Below are 15,002 nucleotides of genomic sequence, written 5' to 3' on the forward strand. Positions count from 1 at the left end.
CATCCGTAACAGCCGGCGGAACCGCCTGTCCAGGCATTTCGTGGAGCCCGGTCGGCCGGTGGTCGGCCTTCCGAGCGTGCTGGTCAGCGGCGTGGGGGTCGGCTGCTCGGGTCGGAAACTGCAGGGCGCGGTGCCGCTGCGGAGGTGTTCCGTTCGCTGGTGCGGTTGGCCGAGGTCTTCGCCGGCCGGGTGCCGGCTGGCGGGCGACGGGGAGCTTCGCCCGGGTGGGCGGGGAGCTGGGCGATCCTGCGCAGGCGCCAGACCAGGACGTCGTTCACGTCCGCGGCGGTGTCGAGTTCGCGCATGTCGACGGCCTGTCGCAGCAGGGCTTCAGGATCGTGGCCTGCCTGCTCGGCCTGGGCGAGGGTGGCGACCAAGGCGTCGGCCCTCGCCGGCCTGCCGTCCGCTCGCCCGCCCGGCACAACCGCGCGGAGGGTGGCCTCGTACGTCCGGCGCTGTGCCTCGGGCAGGGCGCGGCCTTGGTCGTGCAGGGCTCGCATCGGGGTAGCGGCGGCCTGGCGGTAGGCGGTGCGCAGGTGCTCTGCGGCCTGTCGGGAGGCGTGGGCCTGCTGGGCGTGACCGCGGGCGGAGTGCCAGCGGGCGGCGGCGAGGGTGACCAGGACCAGGGTGGAGACGAGCATGGCGGTGGTGCCGCCGTCCTCGCCCCGGCCGAGCGCGCCGCCGGCCCGGATGATGCCCCGGGCGGCCGAGCGCAGCGCCCGGGTGTCGGCGTGCTCGGCGCGGACGTGGCTGCGGGTGGCCCGTTCGAAGGCGCGGGCGGCGGCGGCCAGCTCGGCGCGGGTGGCGGCTGGGGAGGTCTGGGCGACCGCGTCCAGGAGTTCTCCGACGCCGACGAGCTGGGCGGCGGCTTCCTCGTCGTCACCGTCGCCGTCGAGGAGAACGGCGGCGCGCTCGGCGGTGCCGGTGGCGCCGCGTCGTTCCCGGGCGGGCGGGGACCACTGCGGCCTGCCTTCGGCGGCCGACGGCGCTGCCTGGTCGGCGCCGCCGGCCAGCCGGTGCCGGATCTTCGGTAGAGAGAGGTCGGGGGCCAGTTTGGAGCCGGGGTACCAGACGGGTTCGCCATGGCGGTTGCGGTCGCCGGGCAGGGCCACGTTGTAGCCGAGCGCATCACCGGACGGGGCCTGGCGGACCTTCACTCGCAGGCCCGCCTCGCGCAGCCGGGTGAAGAACTCCTTCTCGTCGGCTGCTCCGGCGAGGGCCTGGCGGACGGCTTCGCGGAGCGTCTCGCGGGAGGTCTCGGGGCGGCCGGTGCGCTCGGCCTTGAACTTCTCGGCGCTGGTGGGGTTCTTCGCGGCGGTGCCGTCGCCGGCGTTGAGGCGGCGCAGGCCCATCTCCTTCTCGATGCGCCGGCATTCGGCCTGGGCCTTGTTGAAGTCGTAGTTCAGGCGCGGGTTGCGCAGGTCCCCTCGGACCAGGGTGGCGACGATGTGGATGTGGTCGTCCGCGTGGCGGACGGCGATCCATCGGCAGCCGTCGGGATCGCCCTCGGGGGCGATGCCGGTGGCGTGGACGATGCGCTGGGCGATGGCGTTCCACTCCTCGTCGGAGAACCGCTGGTCGCCGGGGGCGGTGCGGACCGAGCAGTGCCAGACGTGCTTGGCAGGTGCGCGGTCGCCGGCCTGCTTGACCCGCAGGTCGAGGGCGGCGGTGAGGCGGGCGAGGGTGACCTGCGGGTCGGGGTCGCGGCCGGGGTCGGGGGCGAAGCCGTCCCAGGAGCCGACGAGGTGCGCGTCGGTGTGCTCCTCGCGCCGGCCGGGGCCGTAGAGGTAGACGAGCAGGCCGTGGGTACGCGAGCCGCGTCCGATGTCAGGGACCATCACAGCCTCCTGGTCACCAGGGTGTTCGCCGCGTCGTCGATGCGGGCGAGGAGCCGGAGCAGCACGCTCAGTGCGTGGTCGAGTTCGCCGGGGCGGGGTTGTCCGCCGGCGTTGTAGGTGTAGGCGATCTGGTTGATGTTGTTGCCGATCCGGGCCAGCGCGGTGCGCAGGGCGGCAAGTTCGTCGATGGCCGCGTCGAGTTGTTCGTTGGTGTGCAGGGTGGTCGAACCGCGGGCAGCGGCGAGGCCGGCGGCGGCGAGGAAGCGGGCGACGGTGACGCCGCGCTGCGTGGCGGCGGCGGTGATCTCGGCTTTCTCGTCGTCGGAGAGGCGGGTGGTCGTCTTGCGGGTGCGCTCGCTGGGGTTGCGGGTACGGCGGCGCGGTTTGCGGTCGGGGAAGGCGGGCGTGCTCGGGCTCGGCTGCTCGTGGTGGTCGTCGTGGTCAGCTTCTCCCCTGGTGACCGGCGCCCCCTGGTGCCGGTTGCCCGGCTGGTCCCCGTGCGCCCTCGCTCGGGGACCAGTTGGGCTTCCCCCGCCCTCCGGGGCGGGGGCAAGTGCGTACGACGGGCCGTAGGACCGTCGTACGCGATAGCTTGCTCCGCCAGGAGCCGTGGTGGGGTCACGCTGCGGTCCGGCGGTGGTCACCGGCTCGTCTCCGGGTTCTGCTGCTGGATTTCGCGGACGAGTTCCTCGATCCAGTCCATGGCCAGGACCGGGTGGTGCAGGGTCCAGGGCCGGTCGTGCTGCTCGCGCTGCGCGATCCAGGTGGTGTCGGGGCCGGACTGGGCGCGGTGGAGGTGACCGCGCTGGTGCAGGACGGTCAGCCAGGAGTCGACTTCGGCGGGCGTGGCCGGGTGAGTGCGCATCAGGTGCTCTCCGCTTCTGCTCGGAAGGGATACGGGCGGGGTGTCCGGAGCGGGTGACCGGCCGGAGTGACCGGGCCGGTCACCCGCTCCGTGGAAGTTCGGTCAGGGCCGGGCGGAGGTGACCGGCTGCCGGTGCTGCTCGCGGAGCTGGGCCATCAGGGCGGTCAGGGTGTCGCTGGAGAGCGGGATCTGCTGACCGCGGATCGCCTGGGCGACCACCTTGCGGGTCAGCTTGTCCTCGGCCCTGACCGCTGACCGGGCGATCTTCAGCAGTTCCTCGGTGTCCGGGTCAGGTCGGCGACCGCCGGGTGTCCGGGCAGTGACCGGCGGCGGAGTGACCGGCTGACCGGAATGCGCCGCCGGGCTGTCCTGGTCACCGGTAACCGGGTCGGTGTCGTCGGCGCGGTCAGTGACCGGCCGCGCCGTGTCCGGGTGTCCGGGCAGGTCAGCGGCCTCGTGCGGCTGACCGGGATGACCGGTGACCGGCGCCGGGCTGTCCGCCGGGATCGTGCCCCCGGTCAGTGACCGGGGGGCGGACACCTTCTTGTCCAGGGACAGCGGCGGCCGGTCGGTCGGCGCGGTGACCGGCTGACCGGAGGTGACCTGGTCGGCCGCCGGCTGCTGACCGACTCGGTCGGTCCGGGTGACCTCGACGGTCTCGCCCCGGTCGACCTGACCCGGCTGACCGGGGTGGCCGAGGTGACCGACCTGACCGAGGTCCTGGCGGTCACCGTTCTTGACCGGCCCCCGGGCGATCAGGATGTAGAGGTGGACGGCGCCGGCCAGGGCGAGCGGGGCGATGGTGGACAGCACCGCGACCACCGTGTCGCCGAGCCGCAGGCCGGCGGCGGCGACCGTGTTCTCGTTGAGCCTGACCGCGTGGAGGGCGTTGGCCCAGATGCTGGCGGCGGTGGCCGTGCCGAAGAGCGTCCAGACGTAGAGCCGGGCGCGCAACGGCGCGTTGCGCAGGACCAGGAGGGCGCGGACGCCGTAGGCGATGAACCCGTCGATCACCAGGGGGAAGAGGTAGGTCAGGAAGCCCCGGATGTGGATGGCGATGGCCATCTGCTGCAGCGCGTCGTACGACAGCGCGCATCCCGCGCCGCCCAGGGCGATGACGACCGTGCGGTCCCAGCCGGATATGTGCGCCGTCTTCGGCGCGCTCGTGGCGCTCACGCCGCCGTCCCGAAGTCGTCGCGGCCCAGGCGCTCGCCGCCGGCCCCGGAGGCCGGGGTGGCCGTCGCGGACTGGTCCAGGTCCCGGTGGCTCAGGGCGCGGCGGAGTTCGCGGTAGAGCTTCTGGGCGTGCTCCTCGGTGACCTGCAGCAGCCAGGCGAGGCGCTGCGCGGTGATCCCGTGGCGGTAGGCGGCGTGGATGACCGCGGTGCGCTCGTCCTGGGTGAGGTGGACGTTTCGCCCGGCGAGGGTGTCGTTGACGCGGCTGTAGTCGAGGCGGCGGGAGAGCTTCTTGTGCAGCGGCCTGCGCTCCTCCTCGGTCAGTCCGCCCCGGATGCCGTCGGCATCGCCGCCTTCCAGCGCGGCGTCCAGGCAGATCTGCCGGACCGGGCACTGGCCGCACAGGGCCTTCGCGGCGGTGATCTTGTCAGTCTCATCGGGCTCCGGGAAGAAGATCTCGGGGTCGACCGGGTGGTATTCGGTGCTCTGGCAGACGGCATCGTCCCGCCAGGTCTGGTCACCGAGGAGGCGGTGGCGGGCAGGGCTGTTCGTCGTACTGGTCATGCGGGGTTGCTCCGATCGCTCTCCGCGCGCAGGGGCGTCGGCGGAGAGGTGCGCTGGTTCGGGAAGGTTCTCGGGGCGGCGGGCGGAGGGCGCGGCCTGGCGTGGCGGCCTGCGGCGGGTCAGGCGGCGGCGCTGTGGCGTCTGCGGTCGACCTCGTCGAACTCGACCCGGGTGGTCATCTGCCGAAGGCGGGAGGCGACGCGGTCACCGACGTGGGCCCGGAGGTCCCGGATCGTCAGGTTGGTGGTGATCAGGGTCGGGAGCATGAGGTTGTACCGGCGGTTGATCAGCCGGTAGGTGATCTCCTCGGTCCACTCGCTCGCCTTGGCCGCGCCGAGGTCGTCGATGATCAGCAGCGGGCAGCGGCTGACCGCCGCGAGCTCCCGCTCGCTGTCGACGCCGGGCCGGGGGCGCAGTTCGGCGTAGAGGTCGGCGGCTGTGGTCGCGCGCCAGCGCACGCCGACCCCGTTCTGCACCAGCAGCCGGACCGCGCCGTACGCCTGGTGGGTCTTGCCCGCGCCGACGACCCCGGCCATCAGCAGGCTCGGGCCGGTGGTGACCTGTCGACGGGCTCCCCGGCTGGGGGCGACGGCCGCCTCGGTGACCTCCCGGGCCCAGTCCAGGACCTTGGGGTGGTCGGCGACGGCCGCCCGGTAGCGCGGGGGCATCCCGGCCGACAGGGTTTCCAGCGGGGAGAACGGCTCGGGCCCGTCGGTGAGCGCGGCGACGGCGGCCGGGTCGATGTTGCGGGCGGCCAGGATCCGGGCCATTCGGTCCAGGGTTCCCTCGCCGAGGGTCTGCGGTTCGCGGCTGTGGGTGCGCATCACAGCTCCTCGGCGTAGGCGGCGGCAGCGTCGATCGGGTTGGTCCACGCATGGTGGGCGGGCACGTTAGGCCGGATTCCCGGCCGCGCCAAACCGCCGGAGCGGGCGTTCATGGCCTCGTTGACCATGCTGGCCAGCACGCTCGGGTGCTTGGGGTTGGCCGCGAAGTTCGCCAGGCCGGCCCGGATGTGCTCCGGGGCAATGCCCTCGGCCAAGAGCTTCTTGGCGACCCGCCCGAGGTGCCCGATCACGTCGCTGGGCGGGCGCTCCTCGCAGGCGGCGACGTACTCGCCGACGAGCTGGTTGGCCGAGACGCCGGCTGCGGGCGCCGTGCGCCCCGTAGGGACAAGAGATCCAGGATCCAAGATCCTAGATCCAGGCGCCGAGCCCTCTCCGAGGTTTCGGGGAAGGTTCGGGGAGTCCTCGGACAAACCCTTCTGACCTGCATTCTTCACTCCAGCCCGGCTGGGAGCGCCATCCGTGCCGTCGACGGCTCCCTGCCGGTCGGCGGAGGCTCCGCTCGCGTACTCGGAAGGCGTCGAGACGGTCTTGATGGGCAGGTCGAGGGCTCGGGGAACGTTCGGCGAGGTCTCGGCGAGTCCTCGGGGAGCGGTGGGCGAGCTCTCGGCCCGCTTGGTGCAGGCGCCCTTGCAGGGGGCGCACCGGTCGGCGGCCTGGTGCTGCGGGCAGGAGGGCAGGCGCGACTGGCTCGGCTTGTCGATCTTCTGGTGCTCGGACCACTTCACGACGTGGAGGTACCGGCGGCCGTCGCAGCCCGTGTACCGGCAGATCAGGCCAGCGGTCGCGAGCTGGTGGAGGTCGTCTTCGACGTGGACCGAGGTGTGCTCGGATCGCAGGGGCCAGAGGAGCCCGGCGATGATCGCGGCGTTGTCGCGGTGGCGGCCGTGGTCGTCGGCCTGGGTGAGCAGTCCGAAGAAGGTCCGCTCGGCCTCGACGCTTACCTCGGCGAGCGACTCGGAGGTGAACGCCTCCGGCTTAATGGTTCGGATCCTCGCCATGTCAGCGGCCCCGACCGACGGTGGTCAGGTCACTGCGCGTGAGGGTGGTGTCGGCGAAGTGGAAGGCGTGCGGTCGCGTCCAGTCCGCCTCCGGCCAGACCCGCAGGATCCAGCGGGCCGCGATGCTGGTGGTGGTACGGCTCACCTCCATGGTCTTTCCGGCCTCGTCCTTGACGACGGCATGCGGGTGAGGCCACTTCTGCTTCGGGTCGTCGAAGCCGACCCGAATGGCGACCGCACCCGGGATCATGTCAGCGGGTTGAACGGCAAGGCGGCGCTGACGGCCTGCGTTCGGGCAGGCCGAGGTTCCGCTCGGCATGGCGAGCATGCGATACTCCGTTGTTCGCAGGAGCGCGGTGCGGCGGTCTCGTGCTAGAAGCCCTGCCGCCCGCGTGATGTGTAATTGGCGCCCCTTGGGGTGCCAGCCCGGCGCTTGGGAGTTGGTAGCTCCCGGGCGCCGGTTTCCTTTACCCCTATGGGTTCACGGCCTGTGTGCGTGCATCGCTTTCCCCTCCTGGTCCGTCCCCGGCCGGTGATCGATTGCGCGGGGACCAGAACCATATGGGGACCCCTGACACAAGTCCATCCTCTTTGCACCCACCCCGACCAGGTGCGGAACACTTAACTGGACAGTCCACAAGTTCAACGTACACCGCAGTGGCGCCACGACGTCAACCTCAGTGTTGATACGCGAGGAGAAATTAGGCGCTATCACCACTGGAGTGGATAGGATGGTGACCATGACGAAGGGCAGGGGATGATCGCGAAAGACGAGCGCACCTTCGCGGAGCTGCTCGACCACCTCTTCCGAGAGGTGCGCCCGGAGGGACGTGGCCCGTACACGTACGCGGAGGTCTCGCAGGGCATCCGCGACACCTCCGGCGTGACCATCTCCGCGAGCGCCATCCAACAGCTCCGCACCGGGGTCAACAAGAACCCCAAGAGGGACACCATCCGAGCGCTGGCCGCGTTCTTCGGGGTGAAGCCGAGTTACTTCCTCGACGGCGAGGAGACCGAGCGGCAGGATGCGGAGATCAAGGTGATCGCCGCCATGCGCGATCAAGGCGTGCGCCGGGTCGCCTTGCGCGCCAACGGGCTCAGCGCATCGAGCTTGGCCATGCTGAACACCGTGATCGAACAGGCTCGTCGACTTGAGGGAATGGTGGAATCGGACGACCCGGGGCTGCTCGACGACGAGTGAGTTCGGCATTCATCTGCATCAGGGCACGCTCCATCCATGTGACCGACTCAGGCACCGCCGGCCTCCCGCTGGTCTTCCATCAGCACGATCACACGGAGGAGGTCGCTGCGCATCGGCCGTAAGGCGACGATACGAACAGCAACCTCCCGCCCCCGGTGGCATGGGAGCCTGAGCCGACGCAGAGCGCCGTGAGAGTGCTCGACCACCTCGCGCCGATCCCACATCTCCCGTGCTGCCGGCGACCCCGTGAGGATGTCCCGCTCCAGCTGCAGCAGTGCCTCATCCTTCGGGTGATGAGCCCGCTCGTAGCGGAGCTGCCCCAGAAAAGGGCGCGCCCAATCCTGCTCCCAGTTCACGAGCTGCTCACGGGCCTCCGGCTCCAAAAAGGTCCATCTCATCTGATTGGCCTGACGGGTGACCCACGGGAACCACTCCAGCAGCGGCCCATTGTGACCGATCACGTTCCATGCGAGGTCCGTCGCGAACGCGGGAGCAGGAACCTGATTGTTCAGGAACTGCCGGAGCAGCCCTTCGTCCACCTCTTCGGACGCGCCCGCTTCTGACGGCTGGACAAGGACAGGCAAACGACCGACCGCCTTCAGGTACAAAGCACGGCGCTCCGCAGGGCTTAGCTGAAGTGCGGACGAAAGTCGATCCAGGAAGTCGGCCGAGTATTCAGCCTCCGTACCTCGCTCCAGTGCGCCGTACCAGCGCTCGCTCACCCCCGCCAGGCGAGCCACGTCACGCTGCGTCAGCCCTTCACCTCTTCGCCCCGAGGCAGCCAGACCCGGAATTCCTCGAGGATTCGTACGCCTCCGCCATGACCGCAACAGCGCAGGAAGAGACTCGCCGTCGGGAGCCTCACCCTCGACCTGCCCACCCCGATAATCCATGCCCAGGAAGGTAAGGCCCACTGCGAGGTGACATGCACCACAACACGCCCCTAATTACCACCAGGGGATCATGGATAGGTCATTCAGCGTAGTCAGACATAACGAGTAGTCTATTGTTCAATCAATCCGACAGTACGGCACATGGGCCCGAAGTGGTCGGCCCTACGCCACATCGACACAGACCGAAAGGCGTGACACTCCAAGCCAACGCCGCCCACTTGTATCACTTTCCGTAATCGGAACTCATAGTTCCGGGAAGTGCCAGTTCCTGCTTTCTCTTGGCATCCTCGTGCTGCCACTCACCAGGAATTTGACTACTAGTCGAGGCCGAGGGGAACCACCGTGCCCTTGCCGGAAGTCGACGAAAGACGACTGCGCAATTGGTGCGAGGAGCAGATAGACCTCCTGCGCCTACCACACCGCTTCAGCACGCGCGAATTGTGCAAGGCGATAGCCGATCGCCGCGGGAAACCGATCATCTTGAAGCCGCTGAACACACTCGGCGCAGTTGATGCGCCTTGCGGTATAAGACTCGAAACCCCATCGGCCGATCTCCTCTTCTATGAAGAAGGAACATCCGTTCACCACCAACGGCACATCCTCACGCACGAGCTGTGCCACGTGTACTGCGATCACCCGGGAAGCCTGGAGGTCGACACGAGGACGGCTCGGATCCTCGGGGTGAACCCCACCCTGGTGATGCGGATGTCGGGACGTACGAGGTACTCGACCCCCGAGGAGCGCCAGGCAGAGACGATGGCGTCGGTCGTCCGTCGGCGCATCTATCGCGAACGCGAATCGCCTTCCCTCCGACCCGAAAAGGGCCCGGACAGCTGGGATGCGCTCTTCGCCCAGCCCCTCAAGAAAGGTCGGTTCCTCCGATGAACGCTGTTTTCCTTGGCATGGCTCTCCTGCTCGCTGTGGCTGCCGGCTACTGGGTACTCGGTCGAGGAACACCCCGCCCGACGGGAACCTGGGCCATGGGCGCGCTTCTCTGCTCATTCGCCCTGGCCTTCGCCTCCTACGCGCCGCTGGTCGAGGACACCGTCGAGACGCTCGTGCCGCACGTCGCCCGACTACTGAGCAACTGCGCTTCGTTGGCGGCCGCCACGGCGGTACTGGCCGTGTCGTTCCAGCTCAACCTGGACCCCTCGGAAGCTCGGCGTCGGATCCGAGTACGCCTTGCTCTCCTCACCGTGGCGATCCTCGGTATGACCACCCTGTTCGCCTACGAACAGCTCACGCACCGTTCCCCCCAGGTGTACGCGCTCTACCTGCTCCTGTACGTCTCCTATCTCGGCTTCGCGGTCGTCGACTTCCTGGTGCAGGCCGTACGGCAGTCGAACTCGACGCGTCGAGACAGTGTCCGGATAGGGCTTCGTACCGCAGCGGCAGGCTGTGTCTTCGCTCTGGTCTACGTCGCCTACAAGACGACGCGACTTGTCGACCTGAGCCTGGGGCTGGGTCTCATCGACAGCCACTCGGAGTGCTCGTCGCTCGTCGGCAGATGTGCCTTCAGCGTGACCGCGCCGGCGCTCGCCGTCTTGCTGATCTGCCTCGGCCTGACACTGCCCGCCGTGGCCTACCCGATCAGCCAGGCCCGCCGCCGACGCTGGGAGGTGCAGTCCTTCGAGGCACTCGGTCCCCTGTGGCAGGACCTGTCGGCCGCAATGCCTCACATCGTCCTTTCGCCCGCGGACATCGAGGACGTAGCTACCGACTCGGACTTCCTGCTCCAGCGGCGGGTCATCGAGATCAGCGACGGCATCCTCGCTCTGCGGCCCTACCGGTCCCGCAGGGTGCAGGAAGCGGCCCAAGACACCGTCGACACCGGAACGGTGCGAGGTGCCGCGGTAGTCGAGGCGGCCGTCGTGAAGGCGGCGCTCGCCGGCCTGGGGGCCGGACGGTTCGCCGACGATGTTGCTCCGCCGACGGCGGAGGCCGCCTCCCGCAGGGACCTGCGTGCGGACGCGGAGTGGCTTCTTCTGGTGGCGAACGCCTATGTCGACTGTGTCGAGCGTGTCGTCGACGGCGGTCGGCCGCAGCCCATTGGAGCCTGAGGTCATGACCGACCCGACTCAGAACCCCGACTTCCCCAAGGATCCCTATCCGGCTTATGCGGCCATGCGGTCCACCAGCTCGGTGCAGCCTGTAATCGCCGGCTCCAGTGGGCGTACCAGCTATCTGGTCACCGGCTACGCGGAGGCCCGAGCCGCTCTCGGCGACGCTCGGCTCTCGAAGAATACGGCCGTGTTCTTCGCGGGTAAAAGGTCACGTCGCCGTCTGCACCCCGCAGTCGCTCACACCATGCTGGCCAGTGATCCGCCCCAGCACACCCGGCTGCGCAAGCTGGTGACCAAGGCCTTCACGACCGGGGCCGTCGCGGAGCTGCGCCCGTTCATCACCCGGGTCACCGACGAGCTGCTGGACCAGTGGTCCGTCGGCGAACCGTTCGACTTCGTGGCCGGCCTGGCGGTGCCGCTGCCGGTCATCGTGATCTGCGAGCTGCTCGGAGTCCCGCAGGCCGACCGGTCCGATGTCCAGCGCTGGTCCGCGCAGCTCTTCGCGGCAGGAGCGCCCGACGTCATAGACGCGGCCTCCCACTCGATGGCCGACTACATGAGGGACCTCGTCGCCGCCAAGCGCAGGGACCCCGGCAGCTCTCTTCTCGACCGGCTCATCTCAGCTCGTGACGAAGACGACCACCTGAGCGAGGAAGAGCTGGTCTCCCTGGCCGTACTGCTGCTCGTGGCCGGACACGAGACCACCACCAACGCCCTTGGCAACGCCCTCCTGGCGCTGCTTCAACATCCGGCCGAGCTGGATCGTCTCCGGGCGAATCCGGACGAGATCCCTGCCGCACTGGACGAACTGCTCCGTTTCGACTCCGCGGTGAACACGGCCACCTTCCGGTTCACCACGGAAGCCATCACGCTCGGTGGTACCGGCATCCCGGCCGGCGTCCCCGTACAGGTTGTTCTCGGGGCTGCCAACCGAGACCCGAAGCGGTTCCCGGAGCCGGATCGGCTTGACCTGGACCGAAATGCGGCTGCTCATCTCGCTTTCGGCCACGGCATTCACCGCTGTGTCGGTGCTCCCCTGGCAAAGACCGAGGTGGAAATCGCCCTGCGATCCGTGCTCGCCAGGTTCCCGGAAATCCGGCTCGCTCAGCCGCATAGCAAACCGAATTGGCGGCGAACCCAACTGGTCCGCGGCTTGGAGTCGTTGCTCATCCTGACGTGACACCTCCATGGAGTTCGTCGAGCTGCGAGTACGACTGATCACCTCATCGGGCGGATCCAGTCCGCGTCTTCGAGGCCGCCGTCCGTCTCGCCGACGCCACCGACGACACCACGGCCGTACAGAACCACCTCGGACTGTCCGAAGCAGACTCCAAGATCGGCCGTGCGCTCCTACCGAATCCGCTGACGTAAGGTGGCGGCGCGACGGTGGTCGCCAGTCGGCCCTCGGCTGGGGGTGGAGCGGGCGGATCGGCTGACAGCCTGAAGAGGTCGGTTCTACCGTGTGTGACATGACCGATACGCAGCCCGACGTACTGTCGCCTCGTGACGAAGCCCGCCTCGAACTCTCCTCACGGGCCAAGGCGCTGGCCGAAGGGTCCGCAGCCCTGGTTCCGATCGGGATCGATCCTGAGCCCGGCAGTTTGATCACGCAGGCAATGGAGCTGGTGGAGCGGGCCGAGGAATTGCTGGCTGCCGCCATCGTCGTGGAACGCGAGTGCGGCCTCTCCTCAGAGCAGAGCAAAAAGCTTGCCAGGCATCGGTACCAGCGGCGTGAGTCGATTCTCAACTGGATCAGGGACGGCCGACGCAACCGGAGTGGCGTGCCCGGACTCGTCCTCGCCAAGCGCCTCGACGAGTGGGCGCGGGGAGCCGATGACGCGGCCAGTCCAGTCTCCGACGGACTGGATGCGATCCGCTTCTCAGGCTCGGCACAGTACGAGGCACACCAGCGGGGCCGCACCGAAGGACTGAGCACGGCACTTGCCGAGGCGTGGCAGGAGCGGAAAGAGGCGTGGGACGCCCTCAACAAGCTGACTGAGGAGGACATCGGGGAAGGTGAAGATGCAAGCGGCATCGACCATCCGGTCAATGTGCGGGTCGTAACCGTATCCCGGAACCTGGCCTCGATCTACCGAAGTCTGTCCATGGTCGACCCCATCTTCGCCCGCGAGTACCTGGAAGAGGCCGAGAGCTTCGAGAGCGCAGCGGACCGCTTCGCCAAAGAAGGGCCGTTCTGATGATGGCCAAGGCTGCCTCGCGCGAGAAGAGTTGAGTTGATCATCAGCGTAAGGGCGCTGAAGACCTGTGGATGGTTCACGCGTGAGGTGCCCTTTGCTCCCCAACCCACTCGCTCAGGACGGGTACCGTCGTGACGGGCGACTGATCTACCCGGCTCTCTGAGTCTCGTCCGAACACAACCCGGACAAGCCCGACGACGATCCCGGTACTGGCGCAGCCACGCAGGACGGCCTGTCGTGGCTGTTGGCCAGGGAGAAGACCCAGGATGGCCGAGCAATAGTGAAGAAGCTCATCGACGGCCTCGGTTTCAGCGATACCGAGGAGCCCGAAGAGTTCGTCACGGCAACACGGGGTGCCGAGCGGGCCGCGCTCTTCGAGGTCGAGCGCCGCGAGTAGGGCGCCGAGGAGAAGCTGCGAGCGACCGAAGCCCACGAGGCGAAGGTCATCTCCTGGGAGCGAACGGCGATCCGGCGGGCGGCCCAGGCCGGGCTCGGCGGTGCTGACGAAGACCTGGGCGCCGCCTCCACCTGACCTCTGTTCCAGCGTGACGCTCTTCAGGTAATCGCCTCCGACTCCTACGCTGACTTCCTGCGCAGCCCCCAGGAGGCCGAAGGAATAACCGAACAGCGCTACCGGGCGGTGTACGAGGCCGGTTGCTGAGTCGCTGCAGAAGTGCGGATTTTACCGAGGCGCGATCAAGCGCGGTCGGCCTGCCACTCACGCTCCAGAATGGCGTGGACGACGGAATCGCGCCACCGGCCACCCTTGTTGATGTGCTCGCGGATGGTCCCCTCTTCTACCATCCCGGCTGCGGCCATGGTGCGCGCGGAGGCGGTGTTGCCCGGTGCCCTGGCACCCCAGACGCGGTGCAGGTCCAGGTCTTCGAAGGCCAGGCCCAGGAGGAGACGGACTGTTTCGAGGCCGTATCCGCGTCCCCAGACGTCCGGGCGAAGGGCGAACCCCATGGTGGCCGCGCGGGGCTGGTGGGGGTCGTGAGCCAGTCGGCCGAAGCCGACCAGGTCGTGCTCCGGGCCGATGACGGCCAAGGCGTACTCGCTGCGAGGCGTCTGCCGGGCGGATTCGATGGAGCGTTGCACGATGCCGCGCACCTGGTCCTCGGTGCGCGGCTCGAACGAAAGGTGCTCCGTTGCTTCGGCGCTCCCGTAGATCGCGAAGACACCGTCCGCATCGTCGTGCCGGAGTTCACGGAGGCGGAGACGGGGGCCACTGCGCGATACGGGAGTCACCGGGGCACCTTATCGGGTCAGCCGGACCGGCCCGGGAGGAGGGCGGGTCGCTGCGGCGGGAAGGCGGCGATCTCCTCCTGCAGGCTGCGTGCGGCGACGGCCGTACGGGCGGGGCCGTGCAGCAGGGCGTCCCGGACGCGCAGCGTGGAGACGACGATGCCGTTGTTGCGGAACGGGGTGGACAGGTCGAGCACGGGGCGGATGGCCTCCGCCGCACCTTCCACGTCGCCGTTGTGGAGGCGTACCAGGGAGAGGTTGCAGCGGGCGCCGGCGAGGTCACCGAAGGCCCAGTCCGGGGCCTCCTCGTCGCTGAACTTGAGCACCGCCTCCTCCGCCTGCCGGGTCAGGGCCTCGTTGCCGTGGCCGAGCAGTGCCTCCGCCTCCACGGTGTAGTAGAGCTGCTTGGCGTGGGAGTAGGTCAGCAGTCCGCCGAGCTCGTCGAGGTCGTCCGGGACGACGCGCTCGCGGAGTTCGACGGCCTGTGCGATCGCCTGGAGCGCGTTCTCCTCGTCCCCCATGCGGGCGGCTGCACGAGCCTGGAGCCCCAGGAGCCAGGGCGCGACGGTTCCGCGCAGGCCGGCGGCGCTGTCGGCGCCCTTCTTGGCGTAGAAGAAGGCGTCGGTGGGCCGGTCGGCCCAGTACTCGATGAGGGACTGGAGGCCGTTGACCATGGCGATGAGACCGGGGTGCTCGGCGTCCTTGGCGAAGGCAGCTGCCACGAGGCTCATCGTGCGCGCCTGATCGCGGTCTTCGAGGTCGTTGAACGCCTTGGCGACGAGGAAGCTGAGGACAGCGGCCATGACGTTGGTGTCCCGGAGCTGGGACGGTGTGAATCGCCTGGTGTCGATCAGGTGGAGCACTTCGTCGTGGGTGTTGAGGAGGTCCTCCCAGATCTCGCCGAGGGACCGTCGGGGGTAGTCGCGGACCAGCCGCGCGACCTCGTCCTGGAGCAGCGGCAGGGAGGCGTCTCCCACTCGCAGCTGGTCGTTGTCCAGCAGGTACTTCCGTGCACGTCGGACTGCCATAGCGCCCGTCCTTCTCATGTCGCTCGGGGTCATGCCGGGGTTGACATGGCCGAATACCGGTGACGTACCGGGGACCGCGAGTGCGTGGA

General features: G+C 68.9%; 16 protein-coding genes. 5 read left to right on the plus strand and 11 right to left on the minus strand.

Annotated features, from left to right (window positions below):
• Positions 1-83: 83 nt before the first annotated feature.
• From ACIQD7_RS30035 to ACIQD7_RS30070, 8 genes are all read right to left on the minus strand, one after another.
• Positions 84-1,838, minus strand: coding sequence for a relaxase/mobilization nuclease domain-containing protein (locus tag ACIQD7_RS30035; RefSeq protein WP_402445678.1), 1,755 nt, complete (start codon positions 1,836-1,838; stop codon positions 84-86).
• The gene (locus ACIQD7_RS30040) at positions 1,838-2,482 is read right to left on the minus strand and encodes a plasmid mobilization protein (RefSeq protein WP_402445679.1); all 645 of its coding nucleotides are present in this window, start codon (positions 2,480-2,482) and stop codon (positions 1,838-1,840) included. Before ACIQD7_RS30040 ends, ACIQD7_RS30035 begins: the two co-directional genes overlap by 1 nt.
• Positions 2,479-2,703, minus strand: coding sequence for a hypothetical protein (locus ACIQD7_RS30045; protein ID WP_402445681.1), 225 nt, complete (start codon positions 2,701-2,703; stop codon positions 2,479-2,481). The genes ACIQD7_RS30040 and ACIQD7_RS30045 overlap by 4 nt, the downstream gene beginning before the upstream one ends.
• 102 nt (positions 2,704-2,805) lie before the next feature.
• Positions 2,806-3,879, minus strand: coding sequence for a DUF2637 domain-containing protein (locus ACIQD7_RS30050; protein ID WP_402445682.1), 1,074 nt, complete (start codon positions 3,877-3,879; stop codon positions 2,806-2,808).
• Entirely contained in the window at positions 3,876-4,442 is a 567-nt protein-coding gene (locus tag ACIQD7_RS30055; RefSeq protein ID WP_402445683.1) for a WhiB family transcriptional regulator, read from the minus strand. Before ACIQD7_RS30055 ends, ACIQD7_RS30050 begins: the two co-directional genes overlap by 4 nt.
• A 119-nt stretch (positions 4,443-4,561) precedes the next feature.
• Positions 4,562-5,266, minus strand: coding sequence for an ATP-binding protein (locus ACIQD7_RS30060; RefSeq protein WP_402445685.1), 705 nt, complete (start codon positions 5,264-5,266; stop codon positions 4,562-4,564).
• On the minus strand, positions 5,266-6,285 hold the full coding sequence (locus tag ACIQD7_RS30065; protein WP_402445687.1) for a hypothetical protein: 1,020 nt from the start codon (positions 6,283-6,285) through the stop codon (positions 5,266-5,268). Before ACIQD7_RS30065 ends, ACIQD7_RS30060 begins: the two co-directional genes overlap by 1 nt.
• A gap of 1 nt (position 6,286) precedes the next feature.
• Positions 6,287-6,613, minus strand: a complete 327-nt coding sequence (locus tag ACIQD7_RS30070) for a transcriptional regulator (protein WP_402445689.1) — start codon at positions 6,611-6,613, stop codon at positions 6,287-6,289.
• 429 nt (positions 6,614-7,042) lie between these two features.
• Here ACIQD7_RS30070 and ACIQD7_RS30075 point away from each other — a divergent pair, with 429 nt between their 5' ends.
• Positions 7,043-7,486 (plus strand): Secondary metabolite protein, encoded by a 444-nt coding sequence (locus ACIQD7_RS30075; protein ID WP_402445691.1) that lies wholly within the window; start codon positions 7,043-7,045, stop codon positions 7,484-7,486.
• Between the two features lie 47 nt (positions 7,487-7,533).
• Here ACIQD7_RS30075 and ACIQD7_RS30080 read toward each other — a convergent pair whose 3' ends face one another.
• Positions 7,534-8,379, minus strand: coding sequence for a helix-turn-helix domain-containing protein (locus ACIQD7_RS30080; RefSeq protein WP_402445693.1), 846 nt, complete (start codon positions 8,377-8,379; stop codon positions 7,534-7,536).
• A gap of 342 nt (positions 8,380-8,721) precedes the next feature.
• Between ACIQD7_RS30080 and ACIQD7_RS30085 the strand changes: the two genes are divergently transcribed.
• The 4 genes from ACIQD7_RS30085 (at position 8,722) to ACIQD7_RS30100 (ending at position 12,640) form a co-directional block, all read left to right on the plus strand.
• A complete protein-coding gene (locus tag ACIQD7_RS30085; protein ID WP_402445695.1) occupies positions 8,722-9,264 on the plus strand; it encodes a regulator component in 543 nt (180 codons plus the stop codon).
• Positions 9,265-9,281: 17 nt separating this feature from the next.
• Positions 9,282-10,439, plus strand: coding sequence for an MAB_1171c family putative transporter (locus ACIQD7_RS30090; protein WP_402445696.1), 1,158 nt, complete (start codon positions 9,282-9,284; stop codon positions 10,437-10,439).
• Between the two features lie 4 nt (positions 10,440-10,443).
• Positions 10,444-11,622: a cytochrome P450 gene (locus ACIQD7_RS30095; protein WP_402445698.1), complete on the plus strand. Its 1,179-nt coding sequence runs from the start codon at positions 10,444-10,446 to the stop codon at positions 11,620-11,622.
• A gap of 289 nt (positions 11,623-11,911) precedes the next feature.
• Positions 11,912-12,640 (plus strand): hypothetical protein, encoded by a 729-nt coding sequence (locus ACIQD7_RS30100; protein ID WP_402445700.1) that lies wholly within the window; start codon positions 11,912-11,914, stop codon positions 12,638-12,640.
• 696 nt (positions 12,641-13,336) lie between these two features.
• On the opposite strand, the gene ACIQD7_RS30105 is transcribed toward ACIQD7_RS30100, so the two are convergent.
• Together ACIQD7_RS30105 and ACIQD7_RS30110 are read right to left on the minus strand one after the other, a co-directional pair.
• The gene (locus ACIQD7_RS30105) at positions 13,337-13,888 is read right to left on the minus strand and encodes a GNAT family N-acetyltransferase (RefSeq protein ID WP_402445701.1); all 552 of its coding nucleotides are present in this window, start codon (positions 13,886-13,888) and stop codon (positions 13,337-13,339) included.
• Positions 13,889-13,905: 17 nt separating this feature from the next.
• Positions 13,906-14,913: a hypothetical protein gene (locus tag ACIQD7_RS30110; protein WP_402445703.1), complete on the minus strand. Its 1,008-nt coding sequence runs from the start codon at positions 14,911-14,913 to the stop codon at positions 13,906-13,908.
• Positions 14,914-15,002: the final 89 nt, after the last annotated feature.

It is taken from the genome of Streptomyces sp. NPDC093071, assembly GCF_044754545.1.
Classification (GTDB): Bacteria; Actinomycetota; Actinomycetes; order Streptomycetales; family Streptomycetaceae; genus Streptomyces.

Excerpts from the sequence above, each read along its gene's own strand:
- ACIQD7_RS30035 (WP_402445678.1), bottom strand. The coding sequence starts at position 1,838 with ATGGTCCCTGACATCGGACGCGGCTCGCGTACCCACGGCCTGCTCGTC.
- ACIQD7_RS30045 (WP_402445681.1), bottom strand. The coding sequence starts at position 2,703 with ATGCGCACTCACCCGGCCACGCCCGCCGAAGTCGACTCCTGGCTGACC.
- ACIQD7_RS30055 (WP_402445683.1), bottom strand. The coding sequence starts at position 4,442 with ATGACCAGTACGACGAACAGCCCTGCCCGCCACCGCCTCCTCGGTGAC.
- ACIQD7_RS30060 (WP_402445685.1), bottom strand. The coding sequence starts at position 5,266 with ATGCGCACCCACAGCCGCGAACCGCAGACCCTCGGCGAGGGAACCCTG.
- ACIQD7_RS30065 (WP_402445687.1), bottom strand. The coding sequence starts at position 6,285 with ATGGCGAGGATCCGAACCATTAAGCCGGAGGCGTTCACCTCCGAGTCG.
- ACIQD7_RS30070 (WP_402445689.1), bottom strand. The coding sequence starts at position 6,613 with ATGCTCGCCATGCCGAGCGGAACCTCGGCCTGCCCGAACGCAGGCCGT.
- ACIQD7_RS30075 (WP_402445691.1), top strand. The coding sequence starts at position 7,043 with ATGATCGCGAAAGACGAGCGCACCTTCGCGGAGCTGCTCGACCACCTC.
- ACIQD7_RS30080 (WP_402445693.1), bottom strand. The coding sequence starts at position 8,379 with ATGGATTATCGGGGTGGGCAGGTCGAGGGTGAGGCTCCCGACGGCGAG.
- ACIQD7_RS30090 (WP_402445696.1), top strand. The coding sequence starts at position 9,282 with ATGGCTCTCCTGCTCGCTGTGGCTGCCGGCTACTGGGTACTCGGTCGA.
- ACIQD7_RS30095 (WP_402445698.1), top strand. The coding sequence starts at position 10,444 with ATGACCGACCCGACTCAGAACCCCGACTTCCCCAAGGATCCCTATCCG.
- ACIQD7_RS30100 (WP_402445700.1), top strand. The coding sequence starts at position 11,912 with ATGACCGATACGCAGCCCGACGTACTGTCGCCTCGTGACGAAGCCCGC.
- ACIQD7_RS30110 (WP_402445703.1), bottom strand. The coding sequence starts at position 14,913 with ATGGCAGTCCGACGTGCACGGAAGTACCTGCTGGACAACGACCAGCTG.